Source organism: Arthrobacter sp. ISL-5 (genome assembly GCF_018613835.1).
Classification (GTDB): Bacteria; Actinomycetota; Actinomycetes; order Actinomycetales; family Micrococcaceae; genus Arthrobacter.
The window spans coordinates 39,111-59,068 of the sequence record NZ_JAGGPM010000042.1; the positions used below are offsets into that span (position 1 = coordinate 39,111).

The following is a 19,958-nucleotide window of genomic DNA, read 5'->3' on the forward strand; positions in this document are numbered from 1 at the left end:
CCATTGTCCGCCGGGACGGCGGCGAGGGCCAGAGGACCCGGCAGCCGGCGTCAGGGCTGGCCGGACTTCTGGCGCAGTTCCGATTTCCGGATCTTGCCGCTGGCCGTCCTGGGCATTTCATTGACGAAGACAACGGATTTGGGGATCTTGTACCGGGCGAGCTTCCCGTCCAGGTGCTCCCTGAGTTGTTCCTCGCTGAGCTGCGCACCTTCGCGCAGGACCAGGACGGCCTGGGGCACTTCACCCCACTTCTCGTCAGGCACCCCGATGACGGCGACGCTGCCGACAGTCTCGAGTTCGATGATGGCCTGCTCCACTTCCGCCGGGTAGATGTTCTCCCCGCCGGAGATGATCATGTCCTTGAGCCGGTCAGACACGAAGACGAAGCCGTCCGGGTCCCTGTAGCCCATGTCGCCGGACCTGAACCAGCCGCCGTCGGCATACGACGCCGCGGATTCCTCGGGGCGCCCCCAGTACCCCTGGATGACGTTCGGGCCCTTGATCTGGACTTCTCCCACGGTTCCGGCGGGCGTCGGGTCGCCGAGGGGGTCCGCGATCCGGACGTCCGTGAAGAAGTGCGGCAGCCCGGACGAGCCCGCCTTGTCCCGTGATCGTGAGGCCGGGAGCGTCGTGGCACCCGGCGCCGTCTCCGTCATGCCGTAGCCGTTGGAAAACCGGAGGCCCCGGGCCTCGTACGCCTCCAGCACCCGCGTGGGAACTGCCGAGCCGCCGCAAGTCAGCTTGTTCAGCGAGCTGATGTCCGCCGTCGCCCAGGCCGGGTGCTCGCAGAGCAGCTGGTAGGTGGTTGGAACTCCGCTGATGGTGGTGACGCGGTGCTGCTCAATGAGCTGCAGGGTCCGCGACGGATCGAACTTGGGTTCCAGAACGACGGTCCCGCCCTTGAGAAGGGTCGGGAGCACTCCCATGTTCAGTGAGGCCACGTGGAACATCGGCGAAATCATCAGGGCCACGTCGGCGGACGAAAAGTCGAAGTCCACGATGACGTTGATGCAGTTCCAGGTGATATTCCCGTGGGTGAGCAGCGCGCCCTTGGGACGCCCGGTGGTACCGGACGTATAGAGAATCATGGCGCCGTCGTCCAGGCCCACGGCCTCGTCCAGTGCCTGCGCGGCGCCGGAGGCCACGACGTCGTCGAAATCCTCCACGGCGGACTGGGCGGCGGCGCTGTCCGGCGCCGCCCCCTGAACGCCGGCGGAAGCGTCGACGGCGATCAGCCGCCTTACGGCCGTCCCCGCGGCGCCGCTGGAGGCGAGCCCGCTGAGGCTCCCGGCGTGGATGAGTACCACGGCGGCGCAGTCCTGAAGCTGGTACTGGATTTCCGGGGGCGCCAGCCGCGTGTTGAGCGGGACGAAGATGGCACCCAGCAGGCCGCAAGCGAACAGCGTTTCCAGGAAGGCAGGATGGTTCTCGCCGAGGTAGGCCACCCTGTCGCCCTTTGCCACGCCGCGGTCACGGAGTGCGTTGGCGAGCCTGTCTGTCCGTTCCGCGAATTGCTCATAACTGAGTTCGCGGTTCCCGGAGATGAGTGCCGTTTTGGTGCCGGACTTCGGGCGGCGCCGTTGCAGCCACGAACCGATGCCTGAATTGTCCATCGTTGGTCCCTTCTTATCTCAAGTTAGTCCTACTGGTGAGGGTCAGAGCCGCACAGTACGGAGATCGTTGTTCTTCGGTTCGCGGGTCAGCAGGATGAAAATGATTGACACCAGCGACATGATGGCGAGATACCAGACCACGGACGCCGTGTCCTGGCCCGAATCCTTGAAGATCTGCGCCACGATCCCCGGCGTGAAGCCGGCGCCGAGGAGCGTGGCGAGCTGATACCCCAGGGAAGCACCGGTGTAGCGGGACGACGTGCCGAACTGTTCGGACACGAAAGCCGCCAGCGGTCCGAAGAGGATGGAATGGATCATCAGGCCTACGGTGAACGCCACGAAGATCAGCAGGATGTTGTTGGAGGACAGCAGCTGGAACATCGGCGTGAGGTACACGATGAACAGCACCAGTCCGCCGATCATGACCGGGCGCCGGCCGAGCTTGTCGGAGAGCCTGCCACCCAAAACGACAAACATGATGGAGATAAGCGAGGCAGCCGCGTACGCATAGAGCACGCCCTGCCGGTCAGCACCCCTGGCGACTGCAAAGGTCACGGCGAACGTGGCCAGGACCACCTGAAGGCCAAACCCTGCGGCGCCGGCGAGCATGGTGAAAATCAGGGTCCTGGGCCTGCGGAGCACCTGCAGCAGCGGAATTTCCCGCTTCGCCGAGGCCTCCGGACCGGCCCCTCCTGCCCGGGACGCCTTCTCCTGTTCCAACTTCTCCTGTTCCAGGGCCGCCTTAAAGATGGGGCTCTCCGACACCCTGAGCCGGACGAACATGCCCACGCCCAGCAGCACGAAGGAGAGCAGGAACGGCACCCGCCAGCCCCAGGCGAGGAACTGGTCATTCGGCAGCGATGAGAATGCACCCATGATGAACGTGCCGAGCACGGCACCAGTCGGAGCGCCGGCGTTCACGAAGGAGGCGGCAAAGCCGCGCCGTCCCGGTTCCGAGTGCTCCAGCGCCATCAGCGCTGCCCCGCCCCATTCGCCGCCCACTGCGATGCCCTGCGCAACGCGGAGGATCACCAGCATCACGGCTCCCCACGGTCCGACCACCGAGGCACCGGGAACCAGGCCGATCAGGGTGGACGCCACGCCCATGACAAGCATGGAAATGATCAGCATTCCCTTGCGTCCGATCCTGTCACCGAAGTGTCCGAAGATCACGCCCCCGAGCGGGCGTGCCACGTACCCGGCGGCGAATGTGCCGTACGCTGCCACCACGCCCACCCAGTCGTCCATGCCGGAGAAGAAGACCTTGGGAAAGACGACGGCTGCTGCCGTCGCGTAGAGGAGGAAGTCGTAGAACTCGATGGTGCTGCCGAGGTAGCTGGAGGCAATGACGGTGCGTGCTTCCTGGCGCCGGCCGGCCACGTCCATGGCCTGGAGCTGCGATATTTGGGACATCGTTGTTCCTTAAAGCAGAGGGGTATTGGCAAAGCAGTGGGATGTGGTGCTGCAGGACTGCGCGTGAAGGCGGCCTACTTGTAGAAGCGCGCGAGGAATTCGGCCACGACGGCGGGCCGCTCCTGGCCCTCGATCTCGATGGTGTTGGAGACCTTGATCTGGGCGCCGCCCTTGACCTCGGTGACCTCGGCGATGGTGGCCCGCATGCGGATGCGCGACCCCACCTTCACGGGCGAGGTGAAGCGGACCTTGTCCAGGCCGTAGTTCACCTTGGTGGTGACGCCGTCGACGTCGAACAGTTCGCCCCAGAACGGGATAATGAGCGAGAGTGTGAGGAAACCGTGGGCGATCGGAGCGCCGAACGGGCCGTCCTTGGCACGTTCGGGATCGACGTGGATCCACTGGTCATCGCCGGTGGCATCGGCAAATTTATTGATCTGTTCCTGGGTGATTTCGCGGTATTCCGTCACGCCGAGGTCGGTTCCGGCGAGGGTGAGCAGTTTGTCGAAGTCGACGACGAGATTGGGCATCTTTGCCTCCTGATGTGGATTTTTGGAGTTGCGGAAGTACGACGGCGGTGCGGTGCTGCCGCCGTCGGGTTTCAGTTGTTGTTTGGGTTCAGTTAGCGCGGTTCAGTTGCGCAGTTCGGTTTGTGCAGTTCAGTTGCGCGGCGTCAGCGGGTGAAGGCGCTTTCGCCGGTGAGTGCGCGGCCGACGATGAGCGCGTTGATTTCGTGGGTGCCTTCGTAGGAATAGACGGCCTCGGCGTCGGCGTGGAACCGCGCGACGTCGGATTCGAGCGTGATGCCGTTGCCGCCCGCCACTTCCCGTGCCAGGGCCACGGTTTCCCGCATCAGTAGGGACGTCTGCATCTTGGCCAGGGCCGAGTCCTGGTCGCGGTAGATGCCCTTGGCCTGCTGTTCGGTCAGCCGGACCACCAGGGACAGTGAGGACGTCACGTTGCCGAGCATCCGGGCCAGCTTTTCCTGGACCAGCTGGAAGGATCCGAGCGGGCGGCCGAACTGCCGGCGTTCCGTCACGTACCGCAGTGCTGCTTCGAACGCGCCGGCCTGAATGCCGGTGGCGATCCAGGCGACGTCCGAGCGCATGGCCCGGAGCATCGCGGCCACATCCCTGAAGGAGTTCACGTTGTGCAGCCGCATGGACTCGTGAACGCGGACGCCGTCGAGGGTGATGTGGGCGTTCTGCATCATCCGCAGTGCTGTCTTGCCGTGGATCTTCTCCAGCGTCACGCCGTCCGCCTCTCGGTCCACCAGGAAGGCCTTGACCTGCCCGTCGGTAACGTCGCGGGCGAACACGGCCAGCACGTCCGCGGTGGCCGCGCCGCCGATCCAGCGCTTGGCGCCGTCCAGGACCAAGGTGTCGCCTTCCCTGCGGGCGGTGGTGGAGAGCCCGCCGGCGATGTCCGATCCGGAGTCAGGTTCGGTGAGCGAGAAGACGCCCTTGAGCGAGAAGTCGATGACCTTCGGCATCCACTCGGTCTGCTGATCTGCCGATGCGCCCACGCGGATGGCGGTGCGGAACAGCCCGGCCTGCGCGGTGTACCAGGTGGCCAGCGAAGCGTCCGTGCGGGCCAGCTCGAAAATCCGGAAGCCCTGGTAGATGCCCCGGGCCGGACTCCCATCCGCACGCGGGCCACTGAGCTCGGCGGGTTCCATCAGGTCCAGGTCGACCAGCGGCTGTGCGAGCTGCTGCGGAAACTCCCCGCGCTCCCAGTACTCGGCCAGCAGCGGCTGCGCTTCCCGGTCCAGGAACTCCCGCAGCCGTCCCAGCACGCGGCGCTCGTCCTCCGTGAGGAGGGACTCGGCGTCGTAGTAGTCGCAGACGCCGTAGAGCCGGGTCTTTTCGGCAGTAGGGGTCTGCTCAGCTGTGGCGGCGCTCATCTCAGCCGTCCAGTCCGAGCAGTCGCACGGCGTTGTGCTTGAGGATCTTGGACCGGACCTCGTCCTTCAGCGGCAGGTCCGCGAAGGCGCCCAGCCATTTCTGCGGTGTGATGAGCGGGAAGTCGGTGCCGAACAGGACCTTGTCCTGCAGCACGGAGTTGGACATCCTGACCAGCGACTCGGGGAAGTACTTGGGTGACCAGCCGGAGAGGTCGATGAACACGTTGGCCTTGTGCGTGGCGATGGAGTTGGCCTCGTCCTGCCACGGCACGGAAGGGTGCGCCATGATGATCTGCAGGCCGGGGAAGTCCGCGGCCACGGCGTCGAGCAGCAGCGGGTTGGAGTAGGCCAGCTTGATGCCGTAGCCGCCGGGAAGACCGGCGCCCATGCCGTTCTGGCCGGTGTGGAAGATGGCCGGCAGGCCCAGTTCCTGCAGGGTCTCCCAGAGGGGGTAGAACTGCTCGTTGGAGGGGTCGAAGCCCTGCAGGCTGGGGTGGAACTTGAAGCCGCGGGCGCCCAGGTCGGTGGCCTGGCGTTTGGCGCCCTGGATGGCCTCGGCGCCGGTGCGCGGATCCACGCTGCCGAAGGGGATCAGCACGTCGTTGTTCCTGGCCGCGCCGGCGATCAGGTCCTCGATGCTGTTGGGCTCGTGCTTGAGCTGGGTGCGGGCGTCCACGGTGAACACGACGGCGGCCATGTTCAGTTCCCGGTACACCTCCGCGATCCGGTCCAGCGACGGAGTGCGGTCCTCGGACTTGAAGTACTTGGCCGAGGCCTCGGTCAGGGCCGGCGGCAGTGATTCATGGCCGTGGCCGTCCACTTCGAGGTGGACGTGCATGTCGATCGCGTCGAGCGCCGAGGCGTCGATGCCGAGCTCATAGCGGGTAGCAGCCATGGCTAGCCGACCTTCGCAGGCACGGCGGCGGGCTGTGCCTCCGGCTGCAGTTCCTCGGGCAGCGGGAGGAATTCCTCGCCAACGGGCTGCAGCTTGCCGCCGAAGAGCGGGCCGAAGTTCTCCACGAGGTCCTGGTAGCGCCAGCCGCCCTCGCGGTATTCCGTGGCAGCGGCCTCGGGGTGGGTCCAGAGCTGCAGCCGGTCGCCGCCCGCGCCGATGGCCTGGCCGGTAATGCCGGCCGCCGCATCGGAGGCGAGGAACGCGACCAGTCCGGAGACGTCGTCGGCCGTTCCGAAACCGAGCTCGTGGCGGAAGAATGCCGGCATCGCCTCGCCGCGTTCGTCCGCTTCCACCGCTTTTTGGAAGTACGGGACGGTCTTGGTCATGGCCGTGGCGGCGACCGGGATGACGGCATTGGCGGTCACGCCCGCCTTCTTCATTTCCAGCGCCCAGGTGCGGACCATGCCCACGATGCCGGCCTTGGCGGCGGCGTAGTTGGTCTGGCCGAAGGTTCCGCGCTGTCCGGTGGGCGAGCCGATGGTGATGATCCGGCCTGCGATGCCGTTCTCCTTGAAGTACGCGAACGCTTCCCGGACGCACGTGAAAGTGCCGCGGAGGTGGACGTTGATGACGGCGTCAAAGTCCTCGTCGGTCATTTTCAGCAGGCTCTTGTCCCGCAGGATGCCGGCGTTGGTGACCAGGATGTCCAGGCGCCCGAAGTCCGTGACGGCCGCCTGCACCAGCTGCTTGGCAACCTCCGTGCTGCCGACGGGGGCGACGACTGCCGCCGCGCGGCCGCCGTCGGCCTGGATCAGCGCCACTGCTTCTTCGGCGACCGCCGCGTCGACGTCGTTGATGACGACGGCAGCACCCTGCCGTGCCAGTTCCCGGGCGTAGCCCAGGCCCAAGCCCCGACCGCTTCCCGTGACGATTGCTACTTTCCCTGACAAGCTCATCGCTGCTCCTTTGCTAGCTGACCTTGTGCATCCTGCCCTGCGGCGTGGGATGCTGTTCTGTATCCATGAAAATATGGATAGTTGAAAATGTCAACGATTTGTTTTGAGGATTATTGGAGTTGGGCATGACGATCGAGACACAAGGCGAGCAGCGAAACGGGCAGGGCCACAAGCTCGTCGCCGCGTCGATCAGCCAGGATCTGGGTTTTCTTCTGGCAAAGCTGCATGCCGCCGGATCGGTTCTGAACAACCGCGCACTGTCCGAGTTTGACCTCAAGGAACGCTCGTACTCAGTGCTGATCCTCGCCAACAGCGGGCTGGAGCCGACGCAGCGCGAGATGGCGGACTTCCTTAGCCTCGACCCCAGCCAGATCGTGGCACTCGTGGACGAGCTCGAAAAGCGCGGACTGGTGGCGCGGGCCGCCGGCAAACAGGACAGGCGTGCCAAGATCGTCACTGCCACGGCGAAAGGGAGCCGCCTCCTGGCGCAGGCCGCCGGGGCCGCCGGCCGGGCCGAGGCGGACGTGCTGGACGGACTTTCGGGCGAAGAGGCGGCGCAGCTGAAGGCGCTGCTGCGAAAAGCATTGTGGGGTGCCTTGGGCGCGTGAGCAGCGGGGCATCCCTCGGCAGATCTGCGCAGGATCCTAGCCGGCCAGCACCGCCAGGAGGCAGAAGACGACGGCGAGCAACGGCGTCGTGCCTTGCATGGCGGCCGCGCGGAGGTACTTCCTGCCGCTCAGGGCGAGCACAACGGATGCCAGAAACATTGAACCGCAGCTGCCGACAATGAGGGTCCAGCCCACCGCCGGATGCCCGGACAAGACGGCGGCGACCCCGGCGAGCGCACCGGCTGCCAGGAAGAGGTTGTAGAAGCCCTGGTTAAAGGCGAGTTGCTTCGTCGTCTCGGCGTCGGCCTGGGATGCCACACCGAAGCCTTCCACGTGCCCGGCCGGGTCCAGGTCAGGGACTCCATGATGAAGATGTAGACATGGAGGAGGGCCGCAAGGACCGCAAAGGCGAGGGAGGCCGGGATCATGGCTCGATCCTAGCCTCCCCCGCGGCGGACCCTCCGCCCGGAACGTCAGCGGCTGAGCATGCCCAGCGTGGCGGCGGCAAAGTCCTTGGCGGAGGCGTTCCAGTGGGCCAGCAGCCCCTGCAGGTTCTCGCCGTCGGCCCGGTGCGCCGCCGTCTGCGCCTCGAGCGTGGCCAGGACGCCCGTGCGGAGTTCGGTGTTGAAGTTGACCTTACCCACGTTCATGGCCGGCGCCTTGGCCAGCTCGTCCGCCGGGATCCCGGACGCACCATGGAGAACCAGCGGGATGCGGGTGCGCACGGCAATGTCCTGCAGAACGTCCCACCGCAGTTCCGGCTCGCCCTTGTACTTTCCATGGACGTTGCCCACGGCCACGGCCAGCAGCTGCGCTCCCGTCCTCGCCACAAAGTCCTCCACCTGCGCGGAATCGGTGAGGCCGGCAACGTCGTTACCGGACGGTTCCCCGCCCGAGTCGGCGCCGAACGCCTTGTCCTCATCGCCGGCGAGCCCGCCCAGCTCGGCTTCCAGGACGACGTCGGCACTGCCTCGGGCGTCCAAAGCCTTCCGGACTTCGCGAACGAGCGCGATGTTCTCCTCGTAGGGCAGGGACGAGCCGTCCGCGAGGACGGAATCCGCCCCGGCAGCAACGGCCGCGGTGATGACTTCGAGGTCTGACGCGTGGTCCAGCTGCACGGCAACGGGCACGGAGGCCTCGTCCGCCAGGCCTCGCAACGCGGAGATGAGCCGCAATCCGTTGGTGGTGGCTGCGGTTTTGGGAGCCACGAGCAGGATGACGCCGCGGCCGGCTTCCTCGGCGGCACCGACCACGGCCAGGGCCGTGGTGAAGTCGTAGCACGTGAAGGCAGGCACAGCCGAGCCCCGCTGCAGCGCCGAGCCCACGATCTCGTCGAGTTGCGCGCGCATCAGCCCGCCTTTGCGGTGCGCTTGGTGGGAGCCACAACCTTGATAACGGCGGAGTCGTCCGCGGCGGCAAGGCCATGGGCCTGGCCCAGCAGGTAGAGCTGCTCGGCGGCGGCGGCAACGGGCGTGGCCAGGCCGGCGCTGCGGGTTGCCTTGCCGACGATGCCCATGTCCTTGACGAAGATATCGAGGCGGCTGAGCACCTCCGCGCCCTCCTCGCTGTACGCCTCCAGGATGCGCGGGCCGCGGTTGGAGAGCATGAAGGAGCCGGCAGCACCCGCTTCGAGGGCGGCGAGCGTCTTCGCCTGGTCCAGGCCCAGGGCGTCGGCAAGTGCCATGGCCTCGGCAGCGGCGGCGATGTGGATTCCGCAGAGCAGCTGGTTGACGGTCTTCAGCGCCTGCCCGTCGCCGGGCTTGTCGCCGACCACTGTCAGGGTGGAGGCCAGCAGTTCCAGGACCGGACGGGCTGCCTCGAGCGCCGAGGGCTCGGCACCCACGACAATCAGCAGGTCGCCTTCGCCGGCGCGCTTGGGCCCGCCCGAGAGCGGTGCGTCAACAAGCCCGACGCCGAACTCGGCCAGGCGGCCGACGGTGGCCGGAATCGCTTCGGTGCCCACGGTGCTGGTCAGGATGACGACGGCGCCCGGCTTCAGCACCGAGGCCACGCCGTTCTCGCCGAAGAGGACGTCGTTGAGCTGTTCGCTGTTGCGTACGGCCAGCAGGAGCGCGTCGGTGCCCTCCGCGGCTTCGCGGGCGGAGGAAAAGGTGCGCACGCCGGCCTCTTCGGCGAGCTGCAGGCGCGGTTCGGCGATGTCGAAGCCATGGACGGTGAGCTGGCTCGCCAGGCGTGTGGCCATCGGCAGGCCCATTGCCCCGAGGCCGAGGACGGTGACTTTGTAATTCGCGGTCATGGTGTTCTCCGTTGAATGCGTGATTGAGCGAAATTAGAAGGTGTTGCTGAGCTTGCGGGTGACCTGGGCGAGGGACTCGTCGTCGCCCACGTTGCCGGCGAACACGATGTACGGGATGCCCTTGGCCGGGCCGTCAACCGGATCCCACAGGCTGACAATGCCGGGCAGCATGGGCCCGCGAACGATCGCGTGCCGGATCTCCAGTCCGTGTGCGGCCACGTCCGAGGACGTGATGCCGCCCTTGGCGATGACGAACCGCGGCGGGAAGGTCTTGAGCGTCCGGTTTACCACCGCGACGACGGCGGCGGACACGGTGCGCGCGATCCGCAGGCTTTCGGCCGGGTCATCCGTCTTGATGAGCAGGCGGCTCGTGTGGACGATGACGTCGCCGCCGCGGAGCGCCTCCACCACGGCATCCACCGTCTGGTCGAGGTAGGCGTCCGCTTCATCCCCCAGCAGCTTTTCGACGTCGATCTCCACAATGCGGGCAGCGCTGTGCTGGTCCGTGAGCACCTTGAGCTGCCGCGTGGTCACGCCGACGTGCGAGCCCACCACGATCAGGCCGCCGGCCTCGGACGGGGTGTGGCCGGCATAGGCTTCCTCGCCGCTGAGCTCGGTCCGGATGTCCTGGCCGATCCTGGCACGGACGAACGGCGGGCCAACGCGGTAGAGCAGGTTCTTGCCGCGGCGTTCCGCCTCTTCGAGCCCGAGTGCGAGGGCGCGGAGGTCGTTCTCCGTGACGATGTCCGCCACGATCGGGGTGGAGGCGGTGGCAGGTTCGATCGCGTCGGCGATGGCCTTCGCGGAAACGTCCGCATCCCCGGTGCCCGCGCCGGCGCGGATGATGTTGAGGTCAAGCACGATCACGGAGTCCGCGGGGAACTTGCCCTGCGACTTTTCCTCGACGTACTTGGCCATCTCGGAGTTGGCGAATCCGAACGTCGCGTCCTTGGCGAATTCCGTCTCCGCAACGGGGGTGAGGTTCCCGGCGTCGGACCCCGTTCCCCGCATGTAGTGCACGCCGCCGATGGTCACACGGCCGGCGTCGGGAAACGCGGGGACGATCACGACGCCGTCCGTTGCGGCGCCGCTCTCGGCGGCCACGGTGGCGGCGATGACATCGGGCTCGAGCGGGAAGTGTCCGCGAAGCGTCGAATCGCTGCGGCTGACGAAGCTGAGGTGGATTTCACCCTCGCCGTCGCGGGCGGCGGCCAGGGCGTTGCGCACGATTTCTTCGTTGCGGGCGGCCGCTTCGGCCGGGTCCAGGCTGCGGGTGTTGGTCAGCACATAGACAGCGGGCTTACCCTGATGGAGAGCCCAGGTGAAGTCTTCGACTTCCCAGCGGGTGAGCACGGGCAAGTCGGCAACGGACTGGGTTCCGGTGGGGTCGTCGTCGAGCACCACCAGTACGCGGGGAGACGTCGCGGCAGAGGCTGCGACCGCGCTGGCGACCTGCTCGGCCGGGATGCTGAGCTCCGCGGGAAAAGCGGCCAGGATGTCTGCTTCAAGGGGCACTGTGCACTCCGTTGTGTCGAAACTATATTGCGGAAAGATCATTGTCAGATGTCAGACATCTGGCGTTTGATGCTAGTGTGGCATAACGCACAGCACGTGCGCAAGTAGACTTGTCTGACACACGGGCCTGACAGGGTGAACGGGGAAAATGGCACGCAAATCACTGGTGGGCGTCGTCGCTGACGAACTCCTAGACCGCATCATTTCAGGCGAGTTCCCGCCGGGCGCCAGCGTACCGGGCGAGCTTGAGCTCAGCGCACGGCACGAGGTCAGCAGGATGACCGTTCGCGAGGCCATGAAAACACTCGAAGCGCAGCGCATCCTCAGCGTGGAGCGCGGCCGCGGAACGTTCGTGAATCCATTGAACCGCTGGTCGTCGCTGGAGGCCGTGCTCCGGGCCGCTTCCGAGGGGCAGAACGGGCCCGCCGCCGCAATCCAGCTCATTGAACTGCGCAGGATGCTGGAAACAGGGGCCTGCGAGCTCGCGGCCCAACGCATCACTGACGCGGAACTCGAGTCCCTGAACGTCCGGGTCGAGGAGATGCGCGAAGCCCACCGCGCCCACGACCTGGCCCGGTTCGTCGCGGCCGACCTCGCGTTCCACGACGAGATACTCCACGCTTCCGAGAACGTGTTTGTGGCCGTCCTGTTCGAACCGCTGCACCGCGTCCTGGAGAAGAGGCGCACGGAAACATCAAAAGTGCCGCAGATCCAGGAGCACGCCATCGGTCACCACCAGAACATTTTCGACGCCCTTGCTGCCCGCGATCCCCGGCGGGCACGGGACGCAATGGACGCCCACATGCAGCAAACCCTGGACGACCTCAGAAGCTACGTCTTGGAAGCCTAGTCCAGCGGCGCCTCGTCCGATACTCTGCAGGAACGGCCACGCAGCCGGGTATCAATGGCGATCACGAGGAGCGAAGTTGTCTAATCACACCTACAGCATTTCTGAAATTGTCGGAACCTCGACCGAAGGCGTGGACGCGGCCGTCCGCAACGGAATAGCCGAGGCAGCAAAGACCCTGCGAAACCTAGACTGGTTCGAGGTCAAGGAAATCCGCGGCCACCTCGACAACGGCCAGGTGGCCGACTGGCAGGTGACCATCAAGCTCGGCTTCCGGCTGGAGCGCTGACCGCCGGAGTCAGTTCAGTCCCGGGTCCACACCTGGACGGGGTCGCCGCCGCACAGGAGGCGGCGGCCACGGACTGAAAAATCCACCCAGAGCATTTCCTGGTGCGTAGAGACTTCGTCGACGTGTCCGGCAACGAATCCGGAGCCTTCACTCTCCACCCACACCGCTTCGCCGGGAGCCAGTTCGGCCCAACGCGCAGGCGCGAGCCGGGTCCCGGCAGTGGGTGGCCGGTGCTCCTGGCCCAATTCTTGGCTCAACATTTCTGGCCCATCAGTCCTGGCCCGCGGCCCGGCGGCGCCACACGGTGGGCATGCCCTGGAACGCCGGAAAGACCTGCCCCTCAAAGAACGTGTGAGCCTCGTCCGGTGACTGATCCGGGGTCCACAGGCCCGACGCCGGGCAGTGGGCTCCGGTCGAGGCCGAAGGCGCGTTACGCTCCCTGAGCAATGCGATGCGTTTCATCGTTGAATGCCATCCTTGGTGATCGAAGAAGTTCTCCTCCAAGGCTAGGAAGGCGGTCTACGCAGCCCAATGGGCGAATGGATAGAATCCCGCCCGCGGGCTGGGCAGCAGCACAACAGCGCTCAGCTTTCAGGGGCGCTGTGCTCCCCGAACGCCGGCAGACCGGGTTTCCGGCGGTTCCGCGCCGGCGCGATCGGGAGTCTCCCCCGCCGTCGTGCTTTCCCGGGCGGTACCGGCGCCCAGGCTGCCAAGCAACGCCAGCGCATCGGCCGACGGCGATCCCGGCTTCGGGGAAAACACCCGGAGCACCTGGTCGGGGTCATCCGGCAGGACGAGGTTTTCAAAGTTCAGTTCCAGGTCTCCGACGGCGGGATGATGGAGCCGCACGCTGCCTGAGGAACGCGTAGCCACCCGGTGACCGGCCCACCACTGGCGGAAATACTCGCTGTGCACCGCGAGCTCGCCCACCAGCTGATTGGCCTGCGCGTCGTTGGGGTGGCGCCCGACGTCCACGCGAAGCGCGCCGGCGGCCTCGGCCGCCACTGTCTTCCAGTCCCGGAAGAGCTCGCGCGCCCGCGGATCCAGGATCAGCCAGCGGGTTAGGTTTCGCTCCCCCGGCGGCAGTTCCGGGAAGTCCGCGAACAGCAGGAACGCCATACGGTTGCCCGCCAGGACGTCCGTACGCCGCCCCAGCACAAGGGCCGGGACATCTCCCACGGCTTCGAGGAGCTGGCGCAGCGCCGGACGCACGTCCTGGATCGGCACGGGCGACCGCGCAGATTCGGCACAATGCGCAAGGAGATTCATCATGTGGGCCTGCTCGCCGGCATCAAGCTTGAGTGCCCGGGCCACCGAATCAAGCACCGCCCGCGACGGGTGGATGTTCCGGCCCTGCTCAAGCCGTGTGTAGTAGTCGGTGCTGACGTCTGCCAGCCGGGCAATTTCCTCCCGGCGCAGCCCCGGCACGCGTCTGGCGCTGCCGCCGCCGGCCACGCCGGCATCCTCCGGCTTCAGCCGCGACCGCATTGCTTTGAGGAATTTGCCGAATTCGGCGCTCTGACCCATGCCTTCCATTCTGCCCCGCCCTGGGGACGCCTTTCTACAACGAAGGTAGGACTGGCAGTCCTAGGAAAAGCAGGGACAGGCATAACTGCTGACTCGGGGGGTGCACACGAATAGGCTCATTGAAGAGCCAGACAAATCCCCTATCGAGGAGAACCCCATGTCCCAGACTCCTGAAACCGGCGTCCGCCAGTTCGCCCTCAACAACGGCGTCGCCATTCCCCAGGTCGGTTTCGGCGTTTTCCAGGTCCCGGCGGAAGAGACCCAGCGGATCGTTGAGGAAGCCCTTGAAGCCGGCTACCGGCACATTGACACCGCCGCCGCATACCGGAACGAGGCCGGCGTCGGCGCGGCAATCGCGGCCTCCGGCATCCCCCGCGAGGAACTCTTCATCACTACCAAGCTGCGCAACGGTGAGCAGGGCTCCGCCGCCGAAGCCTTCGAAAACAGCCGCAAGGCTCTTGGCCTGGACGTCATTGACCTCTACCTCATTCATTGGCCGGTGCCGTCCCAGGGCTTGTTCACCCAAGCTTGGAAGGTCATGGAAAAGCTGTACGCCGACGGCCAGATCCGCGCCATCGGTGTGTCCAACTTCCTGGAAGACCACCTGGACACGCTCCTGGCTGAGGGTGGCGTTGTGCCCGCCGTGAACCAGATCGAACTCCACCCGACGTTCCAGCAGTCTGCACTGGCCCTCAAGAGCCGCTCCCACGGGATCGCCGTCGAGGCTTACAGTCCCCTGGGGCAGGGTGCCGACCTGAACGCCAGGGCCGTCACGGCCTTGGCCGAGGACAAGGGCGCCACGCCGGCGCAGATCATCCTGGCCTGGCACCTGGCCGCCGGCACCATCGTGATCCCGAAGTCCTCCACGCCGGCGCGCATGCGGGAGAACCTCGCTGCCGCGAGCCTCTCCCTGGGCGCGGCGGATCTTGAGGCCATCAGCGCCCTGGAGGCCGGCTCCCGCGTTGGCGGAGATCCGGCCGTCGCAGCGCACAGCCAGTTTTAGCTTCGAATAAGCCAAACAGGAATCGAGAAAAGACCAATGCAGTACACCCATCTGGGCCGCTCCGGCCTGAAAGTCTCCCGCCTTTGCCTCGGCACGATGAATTTCGGCCCGCAGACGGAGGAGTCCGCAGCGCACTCCATCATGGATTCGGCGCAGGACTCAGGCATCAATTTCTTCGACACAGCCAATGTTTACGGCGGCGCGGAGCACCGCGGCTGGACCGAGGAGATCATCGGCCGCTGGTTCGCCAAGGGCGGCGAGCGCCGTGAACGCACGGTCCTGGCGACCAAGCTCTACGGCACCATGACGGACCGCCCCAACGAGTCCAAGCTCTCGGCGCTGAACATCCGCCGTGCGCTCGATGCGAGCCTGAAGCGGCTCCAGACCGACTACATCGATGTCTACCAGTTCCACCACGTGGACCGGAACACTCCCTGGGACGAGATCTGGCAGGCCACCGAGGTGGCCGTGCAGCAGGGAAAGATCCTCTACTCAGGCAGCAGCAATTTCGCGGGCTGGCACATTGCGCAGGCCCAGGAAGCCGCCGCCCGGCGCAACTACTGCGGCCTGGTCAGTGAGCAGTCCATCTACAACCTGCTGACCAGGAATGTGGAGCTTGAAGTCATTCCCGCCGCACAGCAATACGGACTCGGAATCATCCCGTGGTCCCCGCTGCACGGCGGACTTCTCGGCGGGGTTCTGAAGAAAGAGCGCGACGGCGTCCGGCGGCTTGAGGGGCGTGCGCACGAAACGCTGAAAAAACACCACGACCAGATCCGGGAGTACGAGGACTTTGCCGACGATCTGGGCCACGAGCCCGGCGACATCGCCCTCGCCTGGCTCCTCCACCAGCCGGCGGTGACTGCGCCGATCGTAGGGCCCCGGACCCAGGAGCAGCTCGACGCCGCCGTCCGGGCCTTGGACGTCTCGCTGAACGACGACGCACTCAAGCGGCTGGACGGCATCTTCCCGGGACACCGAACGGCACCGGAGGACTACGCCTGGTGACCGCCCCCCTTGGTAGAACGGCAGCCGCCGTCGGGCCGTCAACGGCACGGCGGCGGTCGCCGGCTAGGGCTGGACGGTTGAGCCGCTGGGACCTGGCGGATGCTGCGGGTCTTCTAGGGCGGGATCCGCTGGTTCGTCGGACTGCCCCGCAGGCGCGTCCGGCGGAGACTGCGGAGGGTTCGCGGGGTCTTCCGAGGGCGGGTTTTGCTCGGGATCGAAGGGAAATTTGCCCGTTCGGTTCGTGGTTGAATCGTCGGGTTCTTCGCTCATGATCAGGATCCTTTGCTGGTTGGGAGCGCCTGGCATCAGGTACGGCCAAGGTGTGCGCCCGGCCATTCCCGCTCTTGCACCGGCCACCTCCAAGGGATATCAGCGCTGGTCCGGTTAGTCCATAGCCCTGGCATCGCGCCCCGCCCTCGCATCCTGTCCTCGCACCCGGCAACTCCGTCAGTTCACCAGCTCGGCCCCGGACTCGTATCCAACCGGCCTCGGGTGGCTCCGCTCCAACTCAATGACGTCCCGTCCGAAGGATGCCACTAGCGCCAGCACTGCCAAGGCCACAGCTCCTGTGCCGAGTCCCTCCGGAACACCTGGTGTGAGCGCCAGCAGGAAGGCAAACGGCTGATAGGCGCCGATAATCTTCCGCAGCCTGCTCGGCCTGAGCACACCCCGCAGGGCCGGGCGGACCTGCCCGGCGGCCACGAACGCGCACCACATCAGCCCGCTGGCATGGACCCACGGACCAAAGCTGCGCGCCGCGGCACACGACAGGACCAGGACGAGGGCGGCGTCGGTCTGAACATCCAGGCGTGCACCCGCCGGGGAAGAACTGCCCGTCCTTCGCGCCACAGCTCCGTCCACGGCATCGAGCACGAACGCCAGGCCGCCCAGCACGACAAGAGATGGGCCCGGCGGGCTGCCACCCAGCAGCCCGGGAACGGCCATGGTTGCGCAGCACGCGACGAGAACGACGCGGACAAGCGTCACGCGATCGGCGGGAGTGGTGAGGCGCGGCCTGCGCCGGAGGATCGAGGCACCGGCGCTTCCCACCACCGCGATTCCGGCCGCCAGCGCCAAGTACGGGACCGCGAAACCCCGAAGCGGGACCGCCACAAGCCAGCTCCCGGCCGCGAGAAATCCAACCACCGCAACTGCCGCATCCGTCAGGGCAATGCGTCCCGTCGAGCTCTCCATAAGCCACCTCGCGCTCATCGTAGCAATTCCGGCCAGTCTGAAGGCGCAGGCGATTGGCCCTGTGCAAACAGCTGTCCATAGGAAAGACTTTTGGCATGTCTCTCTCACCGCTCGTCGAATTGAATGACGGCCACCGGATCCCGCAGATCGGGCTCGGCACCTGGCCCCTGAACGACCGGGAGGTGGCGGACGCCGTCGTAAATGCAGTGGAAGCCGGGTACCGGCATATCGATACTGCCGTGAAATACGGCAACGAAGCGGGCGTGGGCGAAGGAATCCGGGCAAGCGGCCTGGACCGCGAGGAGTTCTTCGTCACCACCAAACTCGACGGCGAATTCCAGGGCGAGGACAGGGCCGTGGCCGGACTCGAGGGATCGCTGAAGCGGCTGAATATGGACTACGTCGACCTGTTGCTGATCCATTGGCCGCTGCCCCGGCGAGGGGAGTTCATCTCTACCTGGAAGACCTTCGAGCGGCTTCAGGCCCAAGGTAAAGCCCGCTCGATCGGGGTGTCGAATTTCAAGCCGTCCCACCTGGAACAGCTCATGTGGAGCAGTGACGTGGTGCCCGCCGTCAACCAGATCCAGCTGAACCCTTCGGTCAACCGTTCCGCTGACTGCGCCTACCACGAGCACCACGGGATTGTCACCGAATCGTACAGCCCGCTCGGGGCAGGTTCCGGCTTGCTGTTCGCACCGGTATTGAATCGCATCGCCAGGAAACATGGCAAAACCGAAAGCCAGGTAGTGCTCCGCTGGCATGTTCAACAGGGGCTCGTCGCCATCCCGAAGTCTGCCGATCCACAGCGCATGAAAGAAAATATCGATGTCTTTGACTTCGCCCTGGACGACGAGGACCTGGACGCCATCAACACGCTGGATGAAGGGCCGGAGGCAGGCGTGAACTCCGATGTCCAGGGTCACTAGGGGCAGCGAAAGGCCGCCTACCGGGAGTTTTTCCGCACACACCGACTGGCAGAAAAATAGTAAGCATGTTTAGTATTAGGGAGAAGGACGAAGCGTACCCGGCACACCGGGTGCCTCCTCTATGAAAGAAGAAGGAACGATAAAATGGGTTTTTTCGCATTTCTGATTCTGGGCCTTATCGCCGGCGCTATTGCTAAGGCAATCCTCCCCGGCCGGCAGGGCGGCGGCATCTTCATCACGCTGCTGCTCGGCGTCGTCGGAGCATTCCTGGGCGGCTGGCTTGGCGGCCTGATCTTCGGAACCGGGCTCCAGGAATTCTTCTCACTTCAGACGTGGCTGCTGGCCATCGGCGGTGCGATCATCGTGCTGCTGGTGTACGGCATGATCACCAAGCGCACAGCCCGCTAGACGGAGCGCGGCCGAAGCCGGCCCCCGGGACACTTCCCGGGGCCGGCTTCTTAGCTAGGGCCCCTAGCACGATGAACTTTCACACCGTACTGATCCCCCAAAAGAGCAGGAGTTCGCCATGAAATCCAAACTTCTCTTCGGCGTAGGAATTGCCGCTGGTTACGTGCTCGGATCCAGGTCCGGCCGGGCAGCGTACGACAAACTCAAAGCCCGCGCCGCCGGCATCTGGGACAGCAAACCAGTGCAGGACAAGGTCGCCGCAGCCACTGAGGCAGTCAAGGAAAAGGCGCCGGAAGTCGGCGACCAGCTCTCTGAAGCCGCGCGGCGGGCCGGCACGGTGCTCAGCTCCGCGATGCACCGCGACGCTTCAAAAGCGGGTGGCACCACTGCGCCTGCAGCGTCAGGTGGCGTCTCAGCTGCAGCCGGCGCGTCGAGTGCCGGCGCGTCGAGTGCCGACTCAGACAGCGGACACATTCCCGCCCACAGCACACACCCGGAGACGGTCAACCTCGGCACGTCCGACGTCGATTCCGATCCGGCGCGGAACGATTCGTCGGGCCAGGACTGGTCCGACGAAGGTGGCGCCACGCCCGCAGGAGCCGCAACCAACGTGGACCCCAAGAGGCAATAACCAAAGTCCAGACCCTGGATTGCGGATTCGGTCCTGGACTTGATCCAGTTCTGGCCCCCGTCCAATCTGGCCCCCGTCCCCACTCGGGTCGCGGGGCAATGATTTAGTCCGCAACATTATTGTCAGACCCCTCTGGCAGAGTGTCCATATGGAAGCCATTGGGGAAGGCGCAAGCAGTACGGCGGCACGGGCAGCAATGCCCGGCCGCCGTACTTCGCCGCCACGCAGCGTCCCTGATTCAGGGGCTCTTACCCCCGCTTCCCTGGCCGGCGCACCCGCCGTGGCGGACACTTCTGCGTCCGACGGCGGTGCTGCCGCCGGCTTTGGTGCCGCGAGCTTGGGTGCTGCCGGCCTTGGTGCCGCCGGCGTTGGTACCGCCGGCGGGGATGCCATGACTACGGGGGCAACCGACAGCCTCAAACGCTGCCTGGACCTGCTGGGGGCAGCGGTCGGGTCCGCGCCCGGTGAGCTGGCCCTGGCCGGTTTCCCGGCCGCCGCGGAGTTCGCCGGGCTGGCCGAGGAGATCTCCCGCGGGGCCGAGTACCTGCAGCTGCTGGGCGCAGCCGCGGTGGACCGGACCCACACCGAGGCGATCAACGCCGCCGGACCCGCGAGCAAAGCCGCAGGCTGGACCACCGGCTGGGGCACAGGCACGGACGACGGCACCGAAGCCGCCGCTACCTCCACTACTTCCGCCTCCCCCGCCGCGGCACCTTTCTGCGCTGACGAAGCTGCCGTCGGGACTGCTGCCTCAAGCTCCGCTGCCACTTCCGCGTCCGCCTCCGCCGCGGTCCCGGCGGTGTCGCCGGCCGATGACGGATCCCGCAACACCGCCGAGTTCCTCAGGACCCGGCTAAGGATCGGCGCCGGAGAAGCCCGCCGCCGCCTCGCCCTCGCCTCCGCCATACTCCCCCGCACCGGCATCACCGGCCAGCCCATGCCACCGGCCTACGAAGAAACCGCCG

21 protein-coding genes and 2 pseudogenes are annotated in these 19,958 nt (G+C 66.2%); 9 read left to right on the plus strand and 14 right to left on the minus strand.

Annotated features, from left to right (window positions below):
* Positions 1 to 50: 50 nt before the first annotated feature.
* From menE to J7I89_RS21130, 6 genes are all read right to left on the minus strand, one after another.
* Positions 51 to 1,613, minus strand: coding sequence for an o-succinylbenzoate--CoA ligase (gene menE, locus J7I89_RS21105; RefSeq protein ID WP_214974383.1), 1,563 nt, complete (start codon positions 1,611 to 1,613; stop codon positions 51 to 53).
* A 42-nt stretch (positions 1,614 to 1,655) separates the two neighbouring features.
* On the minus strand, positions 1,656 to 3,026 hold the full coding sequence (locus J7I89_RS21110) for an MFS transporter (protein ID WP_214974385.1): 1,371 nt from the start codon (positions 3,024 to 3,026) through the stop codon (positions 1,656 to 1,658).
* Between the two features lie 74 nt (positions 3,027 to 3,100).
* Complete coding sequence (locus J7I89_RS21115) at positions 3,101 to 3,556, minus strand: MaoC family dehydratase (RefSeq protein WP_003798928.1); 456 nt, start codon at positions 3,554 to 3,556, stop codon at positions 3,101 to 3,103.
* A 143-nt stretch (positions 3,557 to 3,699) separates the two neighbouring features.
* Positions 3,700 to 4,929 (minus strand): acyl-CoA dehydrogenase family protein, encoded by a 1,230-nt coding sequence (locus J7I89_RS21120; protein ID WP_214974387.1) that lies wholly within the window; start codon positions 4,927 to 4,929, stop codon positions 3,700 to 3,702.
* A gap of 1 nt (position 4,930) precedes the next feature.
* Positions 4,931 to 5,824: an amidohydrolase family protein gene (locus tag J7I89_RS21125; protein WP_214974389.1), complete on the minus strand. Its 894-nt coding sequence runs from the start codon at positions 5,822 to 5,824 to the stop codon at positions 4,931 to 4,933.
* Between the two features lie 2 nt (positions 5,825 to 5,826).
* A complete protein-coding gene (locus tag J7I89_RS21130) occupies positions 5,827 to 6,780 on the minus strand; it encodes an SDR family NAD(P)-dependent oxidoreductase (RefSeq protein ID WP_214974391.1) in 954 nt (317 codons plus the stop codon).
* Positions 6,781 to 6,905: 125 nt separating this feature from the next.
* On the opposite strand from J7I89_RS21130, the gene J7I89_RS21135 reads away from it, so the two are divergent.
* Positions 6,906 to 7,388 (plus strand): MarR family winged helix-turn-helix transcriptional regulator, encoded by a 483-nt coding sequence (locus J7I89_RS21135; RefSeq protein WP_214974393.1) that lies wholly within the window; start codon positions 6,906 to 6,908, stop codon positions 7,386 to 7,388.
* 36 nt (positions 7,389 to 7,424) lie between these two features.
* Here J7I89_RS21135 and J7I89_RS21140 read toward each other — a convergent pair.
* The 4 genes and pseudogenes from J7I89_RS21140 to J7I89_RS21155 all read right to left on the minus strand — a co-directional run bounded on the left by J7I89_RS21140 (position 7,425) and on the right by J7I89_RS21155 (position 11,160).
* Positions 7,425 to 7,816 (minus strand): annotated as a pseudogene (locus J7I89_RS21140) (DUF1304 domain-containing protein).
* Positions 7,817 to 7,861: 45 nt separating this feature from the next.
* Complete coding sequence (locus J7I89_RS21145; RefSeq protein ID WP_214974395.1) at positions 7,862 to 8,737, minus strand: class II fructose-bisphosphate aldolase; 876 nt, start codon at positions 8,735 to 8,737, stop codon at positions 7,862 to 7,864.
* The gene (locus tag J7I89_RS21150; protein ID WP_214974396.1) at positions 8,737 to 9,645 is read right to left on the minus strand and encodes an NAD(P)-dependent oxidoreductase; all 909 of its coding nucleotides are present in this window, start codon (positions 9,643 to 9,645) and stop codon (positions 8,737 to 8,739) included. The genes J7I89_RS21145 and J7I89_RS21150 overlap by 1 nt, the downstream gene beginning before the upstream one ends.
* A 33-nt stretch (positions 9,646 to 9,678) precedes the next feature.
* Complete coding sequence (locus J7I89_RS21155) at positions 9,679 to 11,160, minus strand: four-carbon acid sugar kinase family protein (protein WP_214974398.1); 1,482 nt, start codon at positions 11,158 to 11,160, stop codon at positions 9,679 to 9,681.
* Positions 11,161 to 11,308: 148 nt separating this feature from the next.
* Here J7I89_RS21155 and J7I89_RS21160 point away from each other — a divergent pair, with 148 nt between their 5' ends.
* Complete coding sequence (locus tag J7I89_RS21160; protein WP_214974400.1) at positions 11,309 to 12,010, plus strand: FadR/GntR family transcriptional regulator; 702 nt, start codon at positions 11,309 to 11,311, stop codon at positions 12,008 to 12,010.
* Positions 12,011 to 12,086: 76 nt separating this feature from the next.
* The gene (locus tag J7I89_RS21165; protein ID WP_078029066.1) at positions 12,087 to 12,296 is read left to right on the plus strand and encodes a dodecin; all 210 of its coding nucleotides are present in this window, start codon (positions 12,087 to 12,089) and stop codon (positions 12,294 to 12,296) included.
* Positions 12,297 to 12,310: 14 nt separating this feature from the next.
* On the opposite strand, the gene J7I89_RS21170 is transcribed toward J7I89_RS21165, so the two are convergent.
* From J7I89_RS21170 to J7I89_RS21180, 3 genes are all read right to left on the minus strand, one after another.
* The gene (locus J7I89_RS21170) at positions 12,311 to 12,556 is read right to left on the minus strand and encodes a hypothetical protein (RefSeq protein ID WP_251045666.1); all 246 of its coding nucleotides are present in this window, start codon (positions 12,554 to 12,556) and stop codon (positions 12,311 to 12,313) included.
* 10 nt (positions 12,557 to 12,566) lie between these two features.
* A complete protein-coding gene (locus J7I89_RS21175) occupies positions 12,567 to 12,758 on the minus strand; it encodes a hypothetical protein (protein ID WP_214974402.1) in 192 nt (63 codons plus the stop codon).
* A 129-nt stretch (positions 12,759 to 12,887) separates the two neighbouring features.
* Positions 12,888 to 13,823, minus strand: coding sequence for a helix-turn-helix transcriptional regulator (locus tag J7I89_RS21180; RefSeq protein ID WP_214974404.1), 936 nt, complete (start codon positions 13,821 to 13,823; stop codon positions 12,888 to 12,890).
* 157 nt (positions 13,824 to 13,980) lie between these two features.
* Here J7I89_RS21180 and J7I89_RS21185 point away from each other — a divergent pair, with 157 nt between their 5' ends.
* Both J7I89_RS21185 and J7I89_RS21190 read left to right on the plus strand, forming a co-directional pair.
* On the plus strand, positions 13,981 to 14,826 hold the full coding sequence (locus tag J7I89_RS21185; protein ID WP_214974406.1) for an aldo/keto reductase: 846 nt from the start codon (positions 13,981 to 13,983) through the stop codon (positions 14,824 to 14,826).
* Positions 14,827 to 14,862: 36 nt separating this feature from the next.
* Positions 14,863 to 15,834: an aldo/keto reductase gene (locus J7I89_RS21190; RefSeq protein WP_214974408.1), complete on the plus strand. Its 972-nt coding sequence runs from the start codon at positions 14,863 to 14,865 to the stop codon at positions 15,832 to 15,834.
* A 447-nt stretch (positions 15,835 to 16,281) separates the two neighbouring features.
* Here the strand turns inward: J7I89_RS21190 and J7I89_RS21195 are convergent, their stop codons facing one another.
* Positions 16,282 to 17,028 (minus strand): CDP-alcohol phosphatidyltransferase family protein, encoded by a 747-nt coding sequence (locus tag J7I89_RS21195; protein WP_214974410.1) that lies wholly within the window; start codon positions 17,026 to 17,028, stop codon positions 16,282 to 16,284.
* A 95-nt stretch (positions 17,029 to 17,123) separates the two neighbouring features.
* On the opposite strand from J7I89_RS21195, the gene J7I89_RS21200 reads away from it, so the two are divergent.
* The 4 genes and pseudogenes from J7I89_RS21200 to J7I89_RS21215 form a co-directional block, all read left to right on the plus strand.
* Entirely contained in the window at positions 17,124 to 17,954 is an 831-nt protein-coding gene (locus tag J7I89_RS21200) for an aldo/keto reductase (RefSeq protein WP_214974412.1), read from the plus strand.
* 144 nt (positions 17,955 to 18,098) lie between these two features.
* Positions 18,099 to 18,362: a GlsB/YeaQ/YmgE family stress response membrane protein gene (locus J7I89_RS21205; protein WP_214974414.1), complete on the plus strand. Its 264-nt coding sequence runs from the start codon at positions 18,099 to 18,101 to the stop codon at positions 18,360 to 18,362.
* Between the two features lie 118 nt (positions 18,363 to 18,480).
* On the plus strand, positions 18,481 to 18,993 hold the full coding sequence (locus tag J7I89_RS21210; protein ID WP_214974416.1) for a hypothetical protein: 513 nt from the start codon (positions 18,481 to 18,483) through the stop codon (positions 18,991 to 18,993).
* A gap of 148 nt (positions 18,994 to 19,141) precedes the next feature.
* Positions 19,142 to 19,958, plus strand: a pseudogene (locus J7I89_RS21215) (HNH endonuclease); the annotation flags it as partial.

Excerpts from the sequence above, each read along its gene's own strand:
- menE (WP_214974383.1), bottom strand. The coding sequence starts at position 1,613 with ATGGACAATTCAGGCATCGGTTCGTGGCTGCAACGGCGCCGCCCGAAG.
- J7I89_RS21110 (WP_214974385.1), bottom strand. The coding sequence starts at position 3,026 with ATGTCCCAAATATCGCAGCTCCAGGCCATGGACGTGGCCGGCCGGCGC.
- J7I89_RS21115 (WP_003798928.1), bottom strand. The coding sequence starts at position 3,556 with ATGCCCAATCTCGTCGTCGACTTCGACAAACTGCTCACCCTCGCCGGA.
- J7I89_RS21120 (WP_214974387.1), bottom strand. The coding sequence starts at position 4,929 with ATGAGCGCCGCCACAGCTGAGCAGACCCCTACTGCCGAAAAGACCCGG.
- J7I89_RS21125 (WP_214974389.1), bottom strand. The coding sequence starts at position 5,824 with ATGGCTGCTACCCGCTATGAGCTCGGCATCGACGCCTCGGCGCTCGAC.
- J7I89_RS21130 (WP_214974391.1), bottom strand. The coding sequence starts at position 6,780 with ATGAGCTTGTCAGGGAAAGTAGCAATCGTCACGGGAAGCGGTCGGGGC.
- J7I89_RS21135 (WP_214974393.1), top strand. The coding sequence starts at position 6,906 with ATGACGATCGAGACACAAGGCGAGCAGCGAAACGGGCAGGGCCACAAG.
- J7I89_RS21145 (WP_214974395.1), bottom strand. The coding sequence starts at position 8,737 with ATGCGCGCGCAACTCGACGAGATCGTGGGCTCGGCGCTGCAGCGGGGC.
- J7I89_RS21150 (WP_214974396.1), bottom strand. The coding sequence starts at position 9,645 with ATGACCGCGAATTACAAAGTCACCGTCCTCGGCCTCGGGGCAATGGGC.
- J7I89_RS21160 (WP_214974400.1), top strand. The coding sequence starts at position 11,309 with ATGGCACGCAAATCACTGGTGGGCGTCGTCGCTGACGAACTCCTAGAC.
- J7I89_RS21170 (WP_251045666.1), bottom strand. The coding sequence starts at position 12,556 with ATGTTGAGCCAAGAATTGGGCCAGGAGCACCGGCCACCCACTGCCGGG.
- J7I89_RS21175 (WP_214974402.1), bottom strand. The coding sequence starts at position 12,758 with ATGAAACGCATCGCATTGCTCAGGGAGCGTAACGCGCCTTCGGCCTCG.
- J7I89_RS21180 (WP_214974404.1), bottom strand. The coding sequence starts at position 13,823 with ATGGGTCAGAGCGCCGAATTCGGCAAATTCCTCAAAGCAATGCGGTCG.
- J7I89_RS21185 (WP_214974406.1), top strand. The coding sequence starts at position 13,981 with ATGTCCCAGACTCCTGAAACCGGCGTCCGCCAGTTCGCCCTCAACAAC.
- J7I89_RS21190 (WP_214974408.1), top strand. The coding sequence starts at position 14,863 with ATGCAGTACACCCATCTGGGCCGCTCCGGCCTGAAAGTCTCCCGCCTT.
- J7I89_RS21195 (WP_214974410.1), bottom strand. The coding sequence starts at position 17,028 with ATGGAGAGCTCGACGGGACGCATTGCCCTGACGGATGCGGCAGTTGCG.
- J7I89_RS21200 (WP_214974412.1), top strand. The coding sequence starts at position 17,124 with ATGTCTCTCTCACCGCTCGTCGAATTGAATGACGGCCACCGGATCCCG.
- J7I89_RS21205 (WP_214974414.1), top strand. The coding sequence starts at position 18,099 with ATGGGTTTTTTCGCATTTCTGATTCTGGGCCTTATCGCCGGCGCTATT.
- J7I89_RS21210 (WP_214974416.1), top strand. The coding sequence starts at position 18,481 with ATGAAATCCAAACTTCTCTTCGGCGTAGGAATTGCCGCTGGTTACGTG.